This window comes from Lacimicrobium alkaliphilum (genome assembly GCF_002591895.1).
Taxonomy (GTDB): Bacteria; Pseudomonadota; Gammaproteobacteria; order Enterobacterales; family Alteromonadaceae; genus Lacimicrobium; species Lacimicrobium alkaliphilum.
In genome coordinates, this window is the sequence record NZ_NISX01000025.1 from 1 (window position 1) to 16,562 (window position 16,562).

Annotated in this window: 15 protein-coding genes; 6 read left to right on the forward strand and 9 right to left on the reverse strand. The window is 49.3% G+C overall.

Annotated elements, in window-relative coordinates; all coding sequences use genetic code 11:
* Positions 1-106 precede the first annotated feature (106 nt).
* From CDA54_RS17990 to CDA54_RS18000, 3 genes are all read right to left on the reverse strand, one after another.
* The gene (locus tag CDA54_RS17990) at positions 107-1,378 is read right to left on the reverse strand and encodes an amidohydrolase family protein (RefSeq protein WP_099036437.1); all 1,272 of its coding nucleotides are present in this window, start codon (positions 1,376-1,378) and stop codon (positions 107-109) included.
* Positions 1,375-2,778, reverse strand: a complete 1,404-nt coding sequence (locus CDA54_RS17995) for an amidohydrolase (RefSeq protein ID WP_099036438.1) — start codon at positions 2,776-2,778, stop codon at positions 1,375-1,377. The genes CDA54_RS17990 and CDA54_RS17995 overlap by 4 nt, the downstream gene beginning before the upstream one ends.
* Before the next feature lie 130 nt (positions 2,779-2,908).
* Positions 2,909-3,850 (reverse strand): tRNA-dihydrouridine synthase, encoded by a 942-nt coding sequence (locus CDA54_RS18000; RefSeq protein ID WP_099036439.1) that lies wholly within the window; start codon positions 3,848-3,850, stop codon positions 2,909-2,911.
* A 302-nt stretch (positions 3,851-4,152) separates the two neighbouring features.
* On the opposite strand from CDA54_RS18000, the gene CDA54_RS18005 reads away from it, so the two are divergent.
* On the forward strand, positions 4,153-4,824 hold the full coding sequence (locus CDA54_RS18005) for a DUF599 domain-containing protein (RefSeq protein ID WP_099036440.1): 672 nt from the start codon (positions 4,153-4,155) through the stop codon (positions 4,822-4,824).
* A gap of 55 nt (positions 4,825-4,879) precedes the next feature.
* On the opposite strand, the gene CDA54_RS18010 is transcribed toward CDA54_RS18005, so the two are convergent.
* The 4 genes from CDA54_RS18010 to CDA54_RS18025 form a co-directional block, all read right to left on the reverse strand.
* Positions 4,880-5,230, reverse strand: a complete 351-nt coding sequence (locus tag CDA54_RS18010) for a hypothetical protein (RefSeq protein WP_143452320.1) — start codon at positions 5,228-5,230, stop codon at positions 4,880-4,882.
* A 146-nt stretch (positions 5,231-5,376) separates the two neighbouring features.
* Positions 5,377-6,615 carry a lipoprotein-releasing ABC transporter permease subunit LolE gene (lolE, locus tag CDA54_RS18015; protein ID WP_099036442.1) on the reverse strand — a complete coding sequence of 413 codons (1,239 nt, stop codon included), beginning with the start codon at positions 6,613-6,615 and terminating at the stop codon, positions 5,377-5,379.
* Complete coding sequence (gene lolD / locus CDA54_RS18020) at positions 6,612-7,295, reverse strand: lipoprotein-releasing ABC transporter ATP-binding protein LolD (protein WP_099036443.1); 684 nt, start codon at positions 7,293-7,295, stop codon at positions 6,612-6,614. The genes lolE and lolD overlap by 4 nt, the downstream gene beginning before the upstream one ends.
* Positions 7,296-7,307: 12 nt before the next feature.
* Positions 7,308-8,516, reverse strand: a complete 1,209-nt coding sequence (locus tag CDA54_RS18025) for a lipoprotein-releasing ABC transporter permease subunit (RefSeq protein WP_099036444.1) — start codon at positions 8,514-8,516, stop codon at positions 7,308-7,310.
* Positions 8,517-8,626: 110 nt separating this feature from the next.
* Here CDA54_RS18025 and CDA54_RS18030 point away from each other — a divergent pair, with 110 nt between their 5' ends.
* From CDA54_RS18030 to CDA54_RS18050, 5 genes are all read left to right on the forward strand, one after another.
* Positions 8,627-9,229, forward strand: coding sequence for a PilZ domain-containing protein (locus tag CDA54_RS18030; RefSeq protein WP_099036445.1), 603 nt, complete (start codon positions 8,627-8,629; stop codon positions 9,227-9,229).
* Between the two features lie 98 nt (positions 9,230-9,327).
* A complete protein-coding gene (mfd, locus tag CDA54_RS18035) occupies positions 9,328-12,801 on the forward strand; it encodes a transcription-repair coupling factor (protein ID WP_099036446.1) in 3,474 nt (1,157 codons plus the stop codon).
* Entirely contained in the window at positions 12,801-14,102 is a 1,302-nt protein-coding gene (locus tag CDA54_RS18040) for a CsiV family protein (RefSeq protein ID WP_099036447.1), read from the forward strand. The genes mfd and CDA54_RS18040 overlap by 1 nt, the downstream gene beginning before the upstream one ends.
* Positions 14,099-14,614: a cob(I)yrinic acid a,c-diamide adenosyltransferase gene (locus tag CDA54_RS18045; RefSeq protein WP_099036448.1), complete on the forward strand. Its 516-nt coding sequence runs from the start codon at positions 14,099-14,101 to the stop codon at positions 14,612-14,614. Before CDA54_RS18040 ends, CDA54_RS18045 begins: the two co-directional genes overlap by 4 nt.
* A 61-nt stretch (positions 14,615-14,675) precedes the next feature.
* Entirely contained in the window at positions 14,676-14,879 is a 204-nt protein-coding gene (locus CDA54_RS18050) for a hypothetical protein (RefSeq protein WP_099036449.1), read from the forward strand.
* 26 nt (positions 14,880-14,905) lie between these two features.
* Here CDA54_RS18050 and CDA54_RS18055 read toward each other — a convergent pair whose 3' ends face one another.
* Positions 14,906-15,451, reverse strand: a complete 546-nt coding sequence (locus CDA54_RS18055; RefSeq protein WP_099036480.1) for a hydrolase — start codon at positions 15,449-15,451, stop codon at positions 14,906-14,908.
* 81 nt (positions 15,452-15,532) lie between these two features.
* Entirely contained in the window at positions 15,533-16,285 is a 753-nt protein-coding gene (locus CDA54_RS18060) for an SPOR domain-containing protein (RefSeq protein ID WP_143452321.1), read from the reverse strand.
* Between the last annotated feature and the right edge of the window lie 277 nt (positions 16,286-16,562).

Sequence of the window (16,562 nt, forward strand, 5' to 3'; positions counted from 1 at the left end):
TGCAGGGAAAGCCAAACTATCTGCTTTACTGGAAAGTTTGAAGATATATAAAAATGCCAGTCAGCTTAACTGACTGGCATTACAGCAAACACCTGTCTTATTTAACTCAGGGTCTGATATAGCCCTGAGGCTTGTCCTCACTCAGGGTCAGATACCTGTCTCTGAGTTTGGTCTGACGTGACTCCAGCCTGATTTCTTCGCCATTGATAAAGACCTTCTCTGGCGCTTCCATCACCTGCAGCGGATCTCCGGACCAGATCACCACATCGGCAACTTTACCCGCCTCAATACTGCCATAATCCTGATCAATTCCAAGCAATCTGGCGGTATTAATGGTCAGCGCCGCCAAACCCTGCTGCCAGGGTAATCCATTGGCCACAGCGTTACCCGCATGTTGCGTTGCTAAACGCAGGTTATGGGTATCCATGCCAATCGACACACTCACACCAGCCGCATCTAATCGGCCTGCATTGGCCATGGTGGCCCCTAATTGATCAAAACTGCCAGGCAGATTAACTTCAGGATCCAGTACCACAGGAATCTGTGCTGCTGCTATTTCATCGGCAACCCGCCAACCTTCTGTAGCGTATAGCAGAGCAAGCCTGAGCTGCGGATGGCGCTTCTTAAGGGCCAGCACCTGGCGAATGTCTGCTGTACGTCTGGCATCGATAAATAATGGCATGTCACCGGTCACCACCGGCAATAACGCATTTGCATCTTCTTTGCTCAACCGCCCGTGCCACTCATCCTCAGCGGTCAGAGCACGACCTTGCAAGGATTTCACCTCGGCCAGTACATCCTCAATTTTTGGCCACAAAACTGCACGACTGCCACCGTTGTCATCAGCACCATCATTGTTCACTGCCAGGGTTATGAAGGCACCACGTTTCACCAGGTTATCAGCATTGCCCAAACTAAATACTGCGCCCTGACCACCAAACAGACTATGCGTACCAGACATCCCCGAGGCACTTACCGTAAAGCCTTCGATTCGGGTAACAGGGATCAGCGTTGAATCGGGATTGAAAGCATAACTGACATCAAGGGCAGCCCCATAGGGAGAATAGTCTTCACTCCTGGCACTGGCATCTACCGTACCGGCAGACATGCCCACTTCAACCAGGCCCAGTGAGGTTTGTGCACCGATCAGCCCCGGCGTAACAATTTTGTCGGTTGCGTTAATGATCCGGTAGCCCTCAGGTACATTTTGCTGGTCTGACACTGACTGAATACGACCATCGCTGATCAGTACGGTACCTTTTTCCACACTGCCCTGCTGTGACATAGTGTGCACATAACCACCAACGATGGCGAGATTCTCTGCTTGTGCCGAGGCACAACCCAAAGCCGTGAGTAATACAATACTAAGGTGTTTCATTTTACATCTCCTTCGCCGGGTTGGCCCAACTCAAAGTCCTGTACCGGCCAGCTCTTCGGATCCTGGCGGTCATAGGCCAGGCCACCATCGATATAAACACGCTCAGCCTGCGCATAGGTGGAGAAAGGGTCCGTACTCCAGAGTACCAGATCAGCATTTTTGCCAGGTTCTAAAGACCCGGTCTGCTCAAAAATCCCCAGTGATTTCGCCGGATTAGCAGACAACCATTGCCATGCCTGCGCTTTGGAAATTTCAATTCCTGCACGCAAACCATCACCCAATGCTTTGGCAGCCTCCTGATTCAGACGTTGTATTCCCAGATCATCGTCTGAGTGAACGATAGCGCAGGCACCGCCCTGATGTACCATCGGTACATTCTCACGGATGCCATCATAAGCTTCCATTTTAAAGCCCCACCAATCGGCCCACATAGCTGAACAGACATTATTTTCAGCCAGCAAATCGGTTATTTTGTATGACTCAACAGCATGCTGGAAAGACGCTATCTGATAATCAAATTCCTTCATTAAATCCATCATTATGGCCATTTCATCGGCACGGTAACAATGCATATGAACCATAATCTCGCCGTCCAGTACGCCAACCAGGGTATCCATGGTTAAATCCCGTTTCGGTGGGCTCGGATTTTTACCTGCCTTGTGCTCAGCGCGATATTTTTCCCATTTACGCTTGTAATCCTGGGCATCGGCCCAGGCCTGGCGGTATCCTGCCACGTTACCCATACGGGTAGCCGGGCCTCCTTTATCGCCATAGACCCGTTTAGGATTCTCACCACAGGCCATTTTCAGACCATAGGGCGCATCCGGAAACTTCATTGACTGCATAGTCCGGTCAGGCAGGTTTTTAACGGTTATCGCCCTTCCCCCCACCAGATTCGCGGAGCCGGGTAAAATCTGCAAAGCCGTTACTCCGCCAGCCAGTGCACGGCTGAATCCGGCGTCCTGTACCCACACGGAATGTTCAGCCCACACCTGAGCGGTAACAGGTTTGGTCGCTTCGTTACCGTCTGAATGGGAACGCGTTCCCGGTGAAGGGTAGACGCCCAGATGACTGTGCACATCAATAATCCCGGGGGTAACCCATTTGTCAGTGCCGTCTATGATCTGTGCATTTTCCGGGATCTGAATATCGGTGCCCAAAGAGACCACCTTGCCTTCTTCAAACAATACCGAAGCCCCTTCGATTCTGCCGCCTATACCATCTAACAACGTCACATTAGTGATCGCTGTAGTGGCAGAAGGCAACGGGGTGTAGGTACTGGGGTATGGGTCTTTGTCTATTTCTACCAGCGCAGGCTGGTCTTTTTCGCCCTGCTGCCCACAGGCACTGAGCATACCTACTGACATCGCAGTAAGCAGTATTCGGGTTGAACCTTTCATGTTGTTATTTTCCTCAAAGGTGTTTGCTGGTGAACGATTTGCAGCGCCGCTCAACAACTTTTGTCTGTCGACAATCAATAGAACAAAATAACGCGCATTGTTCAATAACACTGAGATAAACGTGTGCTAATTAAGGTTTAAAACCAGTCTCGCCGATTAGGTGGGGAAGTATTTGTTGTGCCGTTTTTAAGGTGCGAATCTGTTCAAACAATGCGTCCGCCTGAGTGTACTGACGCTTAAGGTAGCCGAGCCACTGCTTGATTCGGTTTGGGTAGTAACGCCCCTTATCACCATAGATTTCGTAGCCTGAATAATCCGCCAGTAATTGTTTAACCTGTTCCCAGCTCATCGGCGAGGCACCGCGTATCACCTGAGCCAGGTTAGGCAGCGCCAGAGCGCCGCGGCCAAGCATAATATCCTGACAATGGGATTGTTGCTGACAGGCCAGCGCATCCTCCGCACTCCAGATTTCACCATTTGCTACCACCGGAATACGGACATGCTCGCGGATCCTGGCAATCCAATCCCAATAGGCGGGCGGTTTGTAACCTTCAACCTTGGTTCTGGCATGCACGGTGATCAGATCGGCGCCAGCTGCCTCCAGGGCCATGGCATTGTCGATTGCAAGGGCCTTATCTTCAAAGCCGAGACGCATCTTGGCGGTGACTTTGTGCTTTTTATCAACAGCCCTGCGCACCTCACTAACAATGTCATACAGGCCCTGAGTCTGTTTAAGCAACACCGCGCCGCCTTTGCTCTTATTCACCGTTTTTGCCGGACAACCAAAATTCAGGTCAATACCGTGAGAGCCGAGACTGACAGCTCGCACAGCGTTCTCAGCCAGACTCACGGGATCCTGCCCCAGTAACTGGACCCGGACCGGCGTGCCGGCTCGGGTCAGTCCTTGTTGCTTTAGTTCCGGGCACAAACGATAGAAGACCTTAGCGGGCAGTAATTGATCCACCACTCTGACAAACTCAGTCACGCACAGATCGTATCCACCAATCTGCGTCAACATATCGCGCATAAGGTGATCAACAACACCTTCCATCGGAGCTAGTGAAATTTGCATCATCAGACCTGTTTATCTTTCATATTTGTCACTGTTGAGATCAAAAACGGCTTCCATCAGGGGGCAAGCGGTGTGGTTTAACATTTTTGCCTTTACCTGAAAACCCGGATTATTTTTACAGGCTGCGGCGTTGTCAGTCGTTTATTCAGGCCCGCCAACGTCATTCCGTCTGCTTTGCCGGATGAAAAGATGGCTTCTGACAAAGCGTGCCTATGAAAGATAAACACGCCCAGGTGCTTGGTCTGAAAAGGCGCGCAGTGTAGCATGTCGGGCAAGACCTGACAGTACAGACTCGCTTAACAATGACAACGCTGGATTTTGTGGCCCTTGGCTGGTTTTTAACTATTTGGATCGGCTACACGTTATTTGCCAAAAAACAGGCAAGACGCAGACCCTGCCTTGCAGCAGAATTAAGAGAAAAACGAAACCAGTGGATGACACAAATGCTACAACGGGAAAACCGGGTTGCTGATGTGTCAATTATCTCCACACTTGAACGAAATATCACCTTTTTTGCTTCCAGTTCATTGTTGATTCTGGCGGGGTTACTCACGGCCATGGCTTCTGTGGACAAGCTTAGTACCATGTTGCAACAGCTGGCATTGTCTTCACCCAATACCAACCTGCAGATACAACTCAAGCTGCTACTACTTATTGGTATCTTTGTGTTCGCGTTTTTTCAGTTTACCTGGTCGCTTCGCCAATACGGCTTTGCAGGTGTGCTGGTAGGGGCTGCCCCTGACGGTAGAAAACTTTCAGAAGAAGAAGTGAAAAGCTATGCCAATCGCGCAGCTAAAGTCGTTGACCAGGCCGGACATTCATTTAATTATGGGCTGCGTTCTATCTATTTCTCGCTGTCAGCCCTGACCTGGTTTGTAGATCCCAGATTACTTATGCTGGCGTGTGTAGTGACGATGCTGATTCTCTATCTTCGGGAGTTTCACTCCAGAGTACTCAAGGCTTTGAAGGCTTAGCAGTTATTCTGATCCGGGAACCTGTGTTCGAGGTGTATGTCACTAATCTTTACACCTACTTATGGCAGGAGTCCCGTCTTAAACGACGGGTGGAATATCCGATAATGGCCCCCACAGTGCCAAGCGCAAAGGCGTATAGGGGGGACAAGATAAAATCCATGTTCGCTGCAGCGAGACTTACACTTTTTACACTTTCCTGTGATAACCACATAACATGGCAATAGATCAATACGAGGCTGCTTCCGCTAACAAAGCCCATTACGGCAGCATAACTCCCCTCTTCTTTAAGACTTTGTTCATGCTTGAGCCACAACCACGCCACAATTAAAGGGGAAATAACCCAAGGAAACAACAGGTTAAAAAGTACACCCTGAGTGATATAGCAACTGATTGCGAGTATAATCATCCAGATTCTGACAGCCCTGTCCCCCTTCATTATCGTCCTCCGCTATATGACGAGTTGTTGACATTGATGGTAATTTTCAAAAGTGCAGAGGAAAACAAAGCAAGAAACAGTCCAGCATTTCACTAGTTAATTGAATACCTTGTGCTTCAGTGGTTAAGTACCTTGGCAGGTTCAATCCGGGCGGCTTTAATGGCAGGGTAAAGGGTCGCCAGAACGCTCAGAGACAAAGCGATCAACGCGGTAATAATCACCTCAGCAGGGTTAACCTGTGAGGGCAAAAAGTCTATAAAGTAGATATCCCCGGACAACAATTGGATTCCGATCAGTTTTTCCAGCCACAAAGCCAGTTCAGACAGGTAAACTGAGATTACAACGCCACTTAAAATACCCACCAGAGTACCAATCAGACCGTTGAATATGCCCTGCAACATAAAACTCTGTATAATCAGGCTATCTCTGGCTCCCAGGGTTTTGAGCATGGCAATTTCCCGGCGTTTATCGTTAACGGCCATAACCAGGGTCGATACAATGTTAAAACAGGCGACGGCAATCAATAAAGTAAGGGCCAGATAAACTACCGTACGCACCAGTTGAATGTCCTGATAAAGATGACCATGGGTGCGTGTCCAGTCAGAAATATAGACATGCTGGTCAAAGGCAAAGCCAAGCTCCCTCATCAAAGCCGGTGCCGCAAAGGGATCTTCGAAACCGAACTCCAGCCCCTGCGCACCAGACTGGATGCCCAGAATCTCTGAAGCCTTGTCCAGGTGTACCATAGCCAGGTGATTATCCAGCTCACCACCGATTTTTAATACGCCGGCCACTTCAAACCAGATTGATTTTGGAGGTCTGAACCCCTGCTCCATACTTTGTTGTGGCATCAGCAGCTGAATCTTCTGGCCGATCTTTACATCCAGCTTCTTCAGAACCCCCTGCCCGAGCAGAATCGCGTTTGATGTTGCTGAAAATTGTTGCCATTGAGCCAGTTCTGTCATCTCACGGATCCTGGACTGTCTCATACTGTTGGTTTGGATGCCGGTCACTTCAACCGCTTTCATCTTCGCCCCGGTCTGAACCATGGCCATCATCTTAGTTACAGGTGCCAGATAGGTAATACGTTGATCCTGTTCGAAACGCGTGATGTGATGCTGCCAGTTCTGCATTCCACCGGGCGATACAGCGATTAGTTCACCATGAGGAATTACAGCCAAAAACCGATCTTTTAGCTCTTTTTCAAAGCCATTCATCACAGAAAGCAACAAGATCATCACAAAACAACCCAGTGCAATACCTACGGTGGAAGAAGCAGAGATAAACGAAGCAAATCCATTCTGACCTTTGCCCTGTCGAAACCGCCACGCCAGCCGGATACCCAATGAATTCATGCTGCTACCAGTTTACCGTCGTGCAGAGTCAGTGAGCGATCTAAACGCTGTGCCAGATGCAAATCATGAGTAACGACAATAAAGCTGGTACCCAGATCCCGGGTCAGGCCGCGCAGTAACTCATATACCGATTCTGCTGTTTTATTGTCGAGGTTACCGGTGGGCTCATCTGCCAAGACTAATGCCGGATCATTCACCAGTGCCCGGGCTATCGCCACGCGCTGGCGCTCACCGCCGGAAAGCTGAGAAGGCCTGTGCTCGCAGCGCTGCGCCAGACCTACCTTTTCCAGCATTTTACGGGCTTTATCCTTAGCTTGCCGCGAGCTTACGCGGGCTATCAGCAGCGGCATAGCAACATTTTCAAGGGCTGTAAACTCCGGTAGCAAATGATGAAACTGATAAATAAAACCAAGGCTCTGATTACGAAAAGAAGCTTGCTGTGCGGCGTTAAATTGATAGATGTCCTGCCCTTTAAATAACACCTTACCTGCACTGGGATTATCCAGTGCTCCTAGCAAATGTAACAGGGTACTTTTACCGGATCCTGAACTGCCCATTACGGCAAGTTGTTCGCCACGGTTCAGGCTGAAGCTGATGTTTTCCAGCACCTGAACGGGTGCAGGCCCTTCGTCATACTGTTTAGCGATCTGCTCACAAACCAATAACTGAGTTTCAGACATTAACCATTCCTATTATTCGGCCCGAAGTGCATCGGCTGGTTGTACTCGGATAGCCCGGATAGCCGGGTACAGCGTGGCGAGTACACATAGCATCACTGACAACATTACCGTCAGACTAATCTGTGACCACTGTATATCGACAGGCAACCCCGCGCCTTTGCCCGGCATCACCTGCACGCCAAACAGCCCCAGAATATTATTCAGTTGTTTGGTCAGCAGTATCCCCAGAATCAAACCAAACAAGGTACCCTTGATGCCATTGTACAAGCCATTAAGCATAAATATGCGCATCAGACCGGGGCCCGTCATGCCTTGTGTACGTAATATGGCAATATCAGCCTTTTTCTCTGTTACTACCATCACCAGAGAAGACACAATGTTGAAAGCCGCCACAGCGATAATCAGCAATAACATCAGGGACATCATATTCTTTTCCATTTTCACAGCATCAAACAACGGCCCCTGACGTTGTCTCCAGTTCTGACTGTCCCAGCCTTGCTTATCCAGAACCTTTTTAACCTCCTGCCAGGCAAAGGGATCGTCCAGGTAGAGACGCGTTGAGGCCGCATTTTGCACCGCAGTTCGCAGTAATCTGGCGCTATCGTGCAAATGCATCAGCACGACTTTATCATCTAACTCAGAGCCTACATCAAACAACCCCGTTATCCTGAATTGCCGTTGACTCGGTATTCGTCCAAAGGGGGTATACACGCTTGCATCGGCAGAGATCAGCCGCACCTTATCGCCCAGCCCTAATGATAATGCCGCAGCCAGAGGCCGACCTAATACGATACCGTACTCTCCGGCCACCAAATCCGTCAGATCACCAGCCAGCATACTGTTACTGATGATATCCCCGGGTGGCAGTGTTTGTGGTTCAATCCCCTGTACCATTACCCCCCTCAGACCTGCCGGGGACTGCAGTAAGCCTTCGGATTCTATAACCCGGGACTGGGCTTTTACATGTCTTATCTCAGAGAGTTGCGCGCGTTGAGCGTCGTTTTTATTTTCGCTGTCGACGATAAAATGCGGGGTTATGCCTAAAATGCGAGTTTTCAGATCCGCTTCAAAACCGTTCATCACAGAGGAAATGGTAATGAGTGCCGCCAGCCCCAGTGTGATGCCGGCAACCGAAAAAAAATTGATAAAGGCAATAAAGGGATTGCCTTTACTGGCTCTGGCGTAACGGAATCCGATAAATGCTGAGACTGGGTAATACACTGTAGAGAATAGGCCCGGAATAAAGCCTGACAGAGGCTGAATATTTATTGTTGGCCGATAATAGGTGTAAGCTAGTGCACAATCAAGGCCCGCATTTTAATGGAGTCTCTATGGAAAAGCTGTCGCTGGAGCAAAAACAACAGCAATTTAATGATTTTTTCCGCATTAAACACCCGATCAAAGCTGCAATGCGTGAGCTGGGAGAAGATTTTTCTCCACCTGACCCTGAGCATCTGAACGATTCAATGCCTTATGCATTTCGCATTGCCAGTGAAATGTCGGCGTTGGAAACCGCAGCACTGCGTCCGCTTCGCAATCTTGGTGAACATGCCGGTGAGCTGGTTAAATTTCTTAACCATCAGTCCCGTAAAATTGATCTTATGATGTCCTATGTATTGCAACAACAGATGGCCGATGAACACCAGTATGATACAGCCTCATTTGGCGGTGGCGGACTCATCCTGATCAGCAAGAAACCGCTGGATTTGCAGACACAATGCGAACTGAGACTCTTTCTGGAAGAGGAAGCCTGTGGCATTTTCTGCTATGGCGAAGTTATCACTTGCGAGAAAGTGGAGGATCAGTACCATATCTCGCTGTTTTTCAGTAGCATCAGAGAAGAGGATCAGGAATTGCTGGTACGTGCCAGCCTGCATCTTCAGACTCAACAGTTAAAGAAGAGAAAGCAGTCTGATCAAAAAGCTGACAGGTGAATCCAACACAGATGATTGTCTGTGTGCAAAAACCTCAACACATTTATCAGATCAGTCGTCCTGTATCACTATCCGGCAAAGAGAATAATTAACACAGCATGAGCAGTATTTTCAGTCCCGACCTGCCCACTAAAGCAGGTGATCATCAGCAATGGGGTAATCTGCATGGCAGCAGTCTGGCCCTGACTATCGCTAACGCTGCCCAAAAGATTAACAGTTCAGTTTTGCTTATCACCGCTGATACACCCTGTGCACTGAAACTCGCCCGTGAACTTCAGAGTTTTGTCAGTGATATTGATGTGAAGGTGTTCCCTGACTGGGAAACACTTCCCTATGACAACTTTTCTCCTCATCAGGACATTATATCCCAGCGTCTGGAAACCCTTTTCCACCTGACACAACCGCAGCCCTGCATCTATGTTGTACCGGTCAATACCCTGTTACAGCGTCTGGCACCGGTAGATTACCTGGCGAAATACTTATTGTTACTCGAACAGGGCCAGCGGCTTGACCTGGATGGTTTTCGCCAGGGACTGGAGCGTGCAGGATATACTGCGGTCAGCCAGGTAATGAGTCACGGTGAATTCTGTGTCCGGGGCAGTATTATTGACCTTTATCCGATGGGTAGCAAAACGCCTTATCGCATAGATTTATTTGACGACGAGATTGACAGCATCCGGATTTTTGATCCCGATTCTCAACGCTCAGAGGAAAAAGTCACCCAGATCCGTATGCTCCCGGCGCACGAATTTCCCACAGATAAAGAAGCGATTGATCGATTCAGGGTGCAGTTTCTTGACAGATTTGACGCCAGCAATGCCCGTGAGTCGATCTATTATCAGGTCAGCAAAGGGATAATGCCTGCCGGTATCGAATACTATCTGCCACTATTTTTTGACCATACCGCCACCTTATTTGATTACCTGCATCACGACAGCCTGGTGCTGATGCATGGCGATCTCCTTAACGCCGCTGAGTTTTACTGGGCCGATGTTCAGGAGCGCTATGAACAGCACAAATACAATCCGCTTAAACCCTTGCTGACACCCGCTGAGATCTTCTTAAGGGTGGAGGAGCTGTTTAATCTGATCAAACAACGCTCAAGGGTCAGCATAAGCCACCACAGTCTGGAGCCTAAAGCCGGCCGCGCTAATTTTGCCACTACACCGCTGCCGGATATTGCTATCAAACCGCAGCTTAAAAGCCCCATGGCATCACTACAGCAACAACTTAATGACTGGCAGCAGCAAGGGGTTAAGGTACTGTTCAGTGTTGAATCACAGGGGCGACGGGAAAGCTTGCTGGAGATGCTGAAGAAGATCCGGATCAGCCCCAAAGAAGTTTCCGACCTGCAGTCTTTTCTGATCGGGCATCAACAAACCGGCATCTTCATCAGTGATCTGGAGCACAGTTTTGTACTGGAAGAAACAGATTCCAGGCTGGTGCTGGTCACAGAAACCGATTTACTCGGTCATAAGATCAGCCAGCGGCGCCTGCGCAAGAAACAGCAGGCCACCGATGAAGCTGCGGTCATTCGTAATCTGGCCGAGCTCAGTATTGGCCAGCCAGTGGTGCACCTGGAACATGGTGTCGGCCGATACAAAGGTTTGCAAACGCTGGATGCCGGAGGGATTACCACAGAATACCTGACGATTGAATATGCCAATCAGGCTAAGCTCTATGTACCGGTTTCGTCTTTGCACCTGATAAGCCGTTACAGCGGCGGTGATCTCGACTCAGCTCCACTGCACCACCTTGGCACTGAAACCTGGGCCAAAGCACGTAAGAAAGCAGCCGAAAAAGTGCGTGATGTGGCGGCACAGTTACTGGATGTGTATGCCCGCCGTGCCGCCAAGCCCGGATTCGCGATAAAGATCAACTGGGATGAGTACGAGAGCTTTGCTAACAGTTTTCCATTCGAAGAAACAGCAGATCAGCAGCAAGCCATCAATGCCGTGATTCAGGACATGGGCAGCCCTACAGCAATGGACCGGCTGGTCTGTGGCGATGTGGGTTTCGGTAAAACAGAAGTGGCCATGCGTGCGGCATTCCTGGCGGCCAATGGCGGAAAGCAGGTAGCAATATTAGTTCCCACCACCCTGCTCGCCCAGCAGCATTATGAAAATTTCAAAGACCGTTTTGCCGACTGGCCCTTTCGCGTTGAAGTCATATCCCGCTTTGGCAGTGGCAAGGCCCACAAAGACATTATTCAGGGACTGGCAGAGGGCAAAGTTGATATTGTTGTCGGCACCCACAAGCTACTGCAGGATGACGTTAAATTCGCTGAACTTGGACTGGTAGTCATCGATGAGGAACACCGATTTGGGGTGCGCCAGAAAGAGAAGTTCAAGGCCCTGCGCGCCGATGTGGATATACTGACCCTGACCGCCACGCCTATTCCAAGAACCCTGAATATGGCGTTATCCGGGATGCGTGATCTGTCCATTATCGCTACCGCACCGGCCAAGCGACTCGCAATTAAGACCTTTGTTCGCCAGCGCGATAAACAGCTGCTCCGCGAGGCTATCATGCGAGAAATCCTGCGCGGGGGTCAGGTATACTTTTTACACAACGAAGTGGAAACGATTGACAAGACCGCCGCTGAAATCGAAGAAATTGTTCCCGAAGCCAGAGTCGGCATTGGCCATGGTCAGATGCGCGAACGGGATCTGGAACGGGTAATGTCAGATTTTTACCATCAGCGCTTTAATGTGCTGGTATGCAGTACCATTATTGAAACCGGCATCGATATTCCCTCCGCCAACACCATTATTATGGACAGAGCGGATCATCTGGGGCTGGCACAATTGCACCAGCTGCGGGGCCGGGTCGGTCGTTCACACCATCAGGCCTATGCCTATCTGCTCACCCCTCACCCTAAGCGCATGACCAAAGATGCCCGGAAACGCCTCGAAGCTATCGCGTCGCTTGAAGATCTGGGTGCCGGTTTTGCTTTGGCCACCCATGATCTTGAGATTCGTGGTGCCGGTGAGCTGCTGGGTGATGATCAGTCAGGTCAGATTGCCACCGTTGGCTTTTCTTTGTACATGGAAATGCTGGATAAAGCCGTCGACGCACTCAAAGAAGGCAAAGAGCCGTCCCTGGAGGAATCGCTTTCCTCACATACGGAAATCGAACTGCGAATACCGGCACTGTTGCCGGAAGACTATATTGCTGATGTTAATATCCGCTTGTCACTGTATAAAAAAGTCGCCAATTGCAAAACAAAAGATGACCTGGATGAGCTTCGGGTAGAGCTTATTGACCGTTTTGGTCTGTTACCCGATGCCGCCAAAAATCTGATGATGATTAGCGAACTGAAACAGGACGCGAAAAATCTTGGTATCAGCAAAATTGAAGCCAGTGCCCAGGGCGGATTTGTCGAGTTTGAGCAGGACACCCCCATCGACCCCGGGTTTATTATCCAGTTGTTACAGTCCCAGCCAGCAATCTATAAGCTGGACGGACCACAAAAACTCAGGTTCAATATCAAAACCGAAGAGCATCAACAGCGTGTTACACTGGTTCAGGATATGCTTAATCAATTTAAACGGAAATTACAGGCGGCCTGATGACGCACTTGTTATTAAAATCGGTATTGCTGCTGACCGTATTAGTTACATTCAGCTCCCCTGCACTGGCCAACGACTGGTGGTTTGATGTTGAAGTTCTCCTGTACAAACAGGATCAATCACTGGAGCGCTTAGAGGAGAACTTTCCACAACCGGCGCGCGTGGAGACCGGCGATAGCACCGATCTACTCAGCTCCTTTCTGCGCCCGGATATTCGTGCTCTGCGCAATAATCTTACTCGCTGTGAGGAAAATGAGTCCACAACTGAGCATTTCCCCAATAGCCCACTTCAGATAACCACGCCGGGTATTGATCTTATACTGGATGAGATTAAAGCGTTAAAACAACAGGCCGAACAATCTGCCGTCATACCCCGAACAGTAAACGGGGTTGATGCAGGCGCCCAAATCGTCGGCAAGCTGTCGGCTTCAGAACAGCCAACAAAGAATACCCTGGCATATCGCTTTAATCCTAACCGCTGGCTGCGCAGTGACTGTGTATTTGCCAAAGAACAACGATGGCTTAAAGATATCCTGGCCCCAGACCAAGAGAGTAAGCCTTTGATTTCATCGGTACCGGACGTGATCGATGAGATTGAGCGTCGTTTTAACAATCAGCCCTATTTGCTACCTGCCAGTCAGATGACCCTTAAAAGCATTGCCCGTGACCTGCATCGTCAGCGTGGAATTCGCCCCCTGTTGCATCTGGTCTGGCGCCAGCCTGTGTTGTTTGGGCGTGACAAAGCGCAAAAATATCGCCTGTTTGGCGGCACTAATTTCGCCCTTAGCTATGACAATCTGGGAAATCCATTAGAGTCAGAAACCGAATTAGAATCAGTTCCGGCTCTTGCGTCACAAAGCCAGGATAAAAACCTGATCATGCAAGTGGAAGAAGCCCTCTCCCAACCGCTTGTTTTAGCAGAGCAAGATATTGAAACCACGCCCCAAGGCTCAAAAACCAATGCGTTATGGGAACTGGATGGCTGGTTTAAGGTTTACCTTGAATATATTAACCGGGTGCCCTACCTGCACATTGATTCTGAGTTGCTGTATCGGGCTGAGGGGCCTCCGGGACTCATGCAATCCCATAGCCTTGCTGGCGAATCACAGTATATGGGTGATACCAGGTCTTCAACAGACTCAGGTGGTCGTAGTCATCTTTATGCACTGCCTTTTAAACAATTGCGACGGGTGATCAGCACCCAAATCCATTACTTTGACCACCCCATGTTCGGTATGGTGGTTCAGATTCGTCGCTTCCACAAACCTGACCCGCCCACTGAGGAATTACAAGCAGAATGAAGATCTATACAAAAAACGGCGATCAGGGTACCACTCAGATTTATGCCGGTAAGCCAGAAAAACTGGATAAACACGATATCGTACTGGAAACCTATGGCAGCCTGGATGAACTCAATGCCCAGCTTGGGCTTTTGGGCAGCCATTTAAGCACTACGGACCTTGCCCTGTTGCAGCAGGTGCAAAGGCAACTGTTTCAGACTGGCTTTGCGCTTTCTGCCAATAACAGCCTTAAAGATGAGGATATCCATGCTCTGGAGCAACAAATTGACCACTGGCAAAGTCAGCTTCCTCCTCAAACCCATTTTATTCTTCCCGGCGGCAGTGCTGACGCCGCTCAGTGTCATGTCTGTCGGACTATCGCCAGACGGGCTGAGCGCCAGTTAGTAGCGATGAGTAAAAGCCGGGATGTACCACCTGTTTGCCTTAAGTATATCAATCGCTTATCAGACTGGCTGTTTATGTTCGCCCGTTATCTTAACCAACAGGCCAACCATACTGAGCTTAAGGTGTAACCCGACACCATTTTCCGGCTATACCTAAAGGTAACGTCTCTGGCCCCAAAGGTTCATATTTTTGTCTCAACCTGCCCCGGACTACAAAGACTATGTTCTGAATATCCGGTGCCGCGAATTTATCAGCTCTGGCGGTGGCCGTCAGACCAATCAGATAACCACTGATCAGGCTCTCGTGGAATTGAGGTCAATGTCGGTACAATGGTTAGAGATACTCAGCGGTGCCAGTGAAGCTGCGCCCGGGAAAGGAATAAATACGGGATAGTGGGCCCTGGGAACCAACACTCAGTGTTATCGGATCCAGCCCCGATGAATTGTACGGAACACCTCGGTATCGGATCGTTCGAGCCATTCAAAAGCGAGCATTTCTTTATTAATCAGAACAGCACCAGCCTGGTCCATGCGGGCCAGTGCCTGTGCCCTGTGCGCCTGTTGTCTTGAGCCCACCGCCTCAATCAGAATAAACACCTGATACCCAGCTGAAATCAAATCCAGTGCCGTCTGCAATACACAGACATGAGCTTCAGTGCCCATAATGATGATTTGGTGGCGCTGGGATTGCTCAAGCCGCTGCTTAAATAAAGGCTCCCGCCAGGCACTGAAACTCAGCTTGGAGATAACGCCCTGCTCGGGTAACAGTTCTGCCAGCTTCTGTGTGGTATGCCCAATCCCCTGAGGATATTGCTCAGTTGCCAGCACCGGCACACCCAGCTGCAATGCCACCTGCATAGCCCAGGCGGCAGCATTCTCCAGTTCATTACCGGCATCAATTGCAGGTAGTAGTTTTTCCTGCACATCAACCAGCAATAGCAGACTCTGAGCTTTCTCAAGTAACATAATCATTGCCCGTATGTCCGGGTTCAGTAAGGGTTTTAACAGCTTATAACATTGAGAGCAGGAAGAGTGAGCAAATATTCTTTAGCTTATTGGCGTCCCGATATAGGCAGTCAGTTTGCATTTGTACTTACGGCGCTTTAACACCGAACAAAAATGATCAGCTTGTTCTGCCTCAAAAAACGGCCCCACTCTGAGGCTATACAGCCGTTGTTCCGGGTGCTCTATTTTTTCCAGTAGCGGTTGCAGACCACTAAACAGCGCTTCGTATCGTCTGTTCAGAACCTTCCAGCCCACATGAGCGGTATTTTCTTGCAGGAACAGGGCAATATGGACGGCATATCTTTGCCGCTGCAATGTTTCGCTCTCTGAAGGTTGATTATCTGCTGTTTGCTGTAAGGGGGCGCTATCCATTGCGGGTTGATTAACAACATTCATTGCAGGTTGATCAGCGACACCCATAGCAGGTTGATCATCAACGACGTCTGCAGATTCTGAGTCGTCAGACGAGAACAGTTGACGTTGTTCCGCCTCGACGATTTCTAACTCCTGCTTAACAGCATAGTCCCGCGGAGCATCAGGAATCACAGAAAGCTTTTCTATTTCACTTAACACCAACATAAAGTCAGACTCAAGTTCTGACAAGCGTCGGATAGCGGGCCTGGTCTCCCGCCATTCTTCCACTATTTGCTGAATTTGTTGTTCAGAGATCGCTTCATCAGACTGGTTATCATCTGTATTTTCTGCGTTCTGAAAATAGCTTGAACACGCACTCAACATCATCGCCAGGAACAAGATTGTTATAATCCAGGCGTTGGTGTGTCTTATAAGATACATTGCAAATTAATCCACATTAATATTTACCAAATCAACAAACATGTCATTCAGTCTGGCAAACCAACAGGTCACATTTTCTGCTATTAGCACTGGTCTCAGAACTGCAAGTATCAAGCCAGTGTAACAATATCAGATGCGAGCTTCGGAACTAAAAACTGGCTTAATAATTGCTTTATTCTTCAAAAGTAAACTTTCTTCGTACAGCAACAGTAATTGGCTATCAACACAAACGGTTTAAGACAACACGAAACAATGACATGGCTACTGGCCACCAGGG

Excerpts from the sequence above, each read along its gene's own strand:
- CDA54_RS17990 (WP_099036437.1), bottom strand. The coding sequence starts at position 1,378 with ATGAAACACCTTAGTATTGTATTACTCACGGCTTTGGGTTGTGCCTCG.
- CDA54_RS17995 (WP_099036438.1), bottom strand. The coding sequence starts at position 2,778 with ATGAAAGGTTCAACCCGAATACTGCTTACTGCGATGTCAGTAGGTATG.
- CDA54_RS18000 (WP_099036439.1), bottom strand. The coding sequence starts at position 3,850 with ATGCAAATTTCACTAGCTCCGATGGAAGGTGTTGTTGATCACCTTATG.
- CDA54_RS18005 (WP_099036440.1), top strand. The coding sequence starts at position 4,153 with ATGACAACGCTGGATTTTGTGGCCCTTGGCTGGTTTTTAACTATTTGG.
- CDA54_RS18010 (WP_143452320.1), bottom strand. The coding sequence starts at position 5,230 with ATGATTATACTCGCAATCAGTTGCTATATCACTCAGGGTGTACTTTTT.
- lolE (WP_099036442.1), bottom strand. The coding sequence starts at position 6,615 with ATGAATTCATTGGGTATCCGGCTGGCGTGGCGGTTTCGACAGGGCAAA.
- lolD (WP_099036443.1), bottom strand. The coding sequence starts at position 7,295 with ATGTCTGAAACTCAGTTATTGGTTTGTGAGCAGATCGCTAAACAGTAT.
- CDA54_RS18030 (WP_099036445.1), top strand. The coding sequence starts at position 8,627 with ATGGAAAAGCTGTCGCTGGAGCAAAAACAACAGCAATTTAATGATTTT.
- mfd (WP_099036446.1), top strand. The coding sequence starts at position 9,328 with ATGAGCAGTATTTTCAGTCCCGACCTGCCCACTAAAGCAGGTGATCAT.
- CDA54_RS18040 (WP_099036447.1), top strand. The coding sequence starts at position 12,801 with ATGACGCACTTGTTATTAAAATCGGTATTGCTGCTGACCGTATTAGTT.
- CDA54_RS18045 (WP_099036448.1), top strand. The coding sequence starts at position 14,099 with ATGAAGATCTATACAAAAAACGGCGATCAGGGTACCACTCAGATTTAT.
- CDA54_RS18055 (WP_099036480.1), bottom strand. The coding sequence starts at position 15,451 with ATGTTACTTGAGAAAGCTCAGAGTCTGCTATTGCTGGTTGATGTGCAG.
- CDA54_RS18060 (WP_143452321.1), bottom strand. The coding sequence starts at position 16,285 with ATGTATCTTATAAGACACACCAACGCCTGGATTATAACAATCTTGTTC.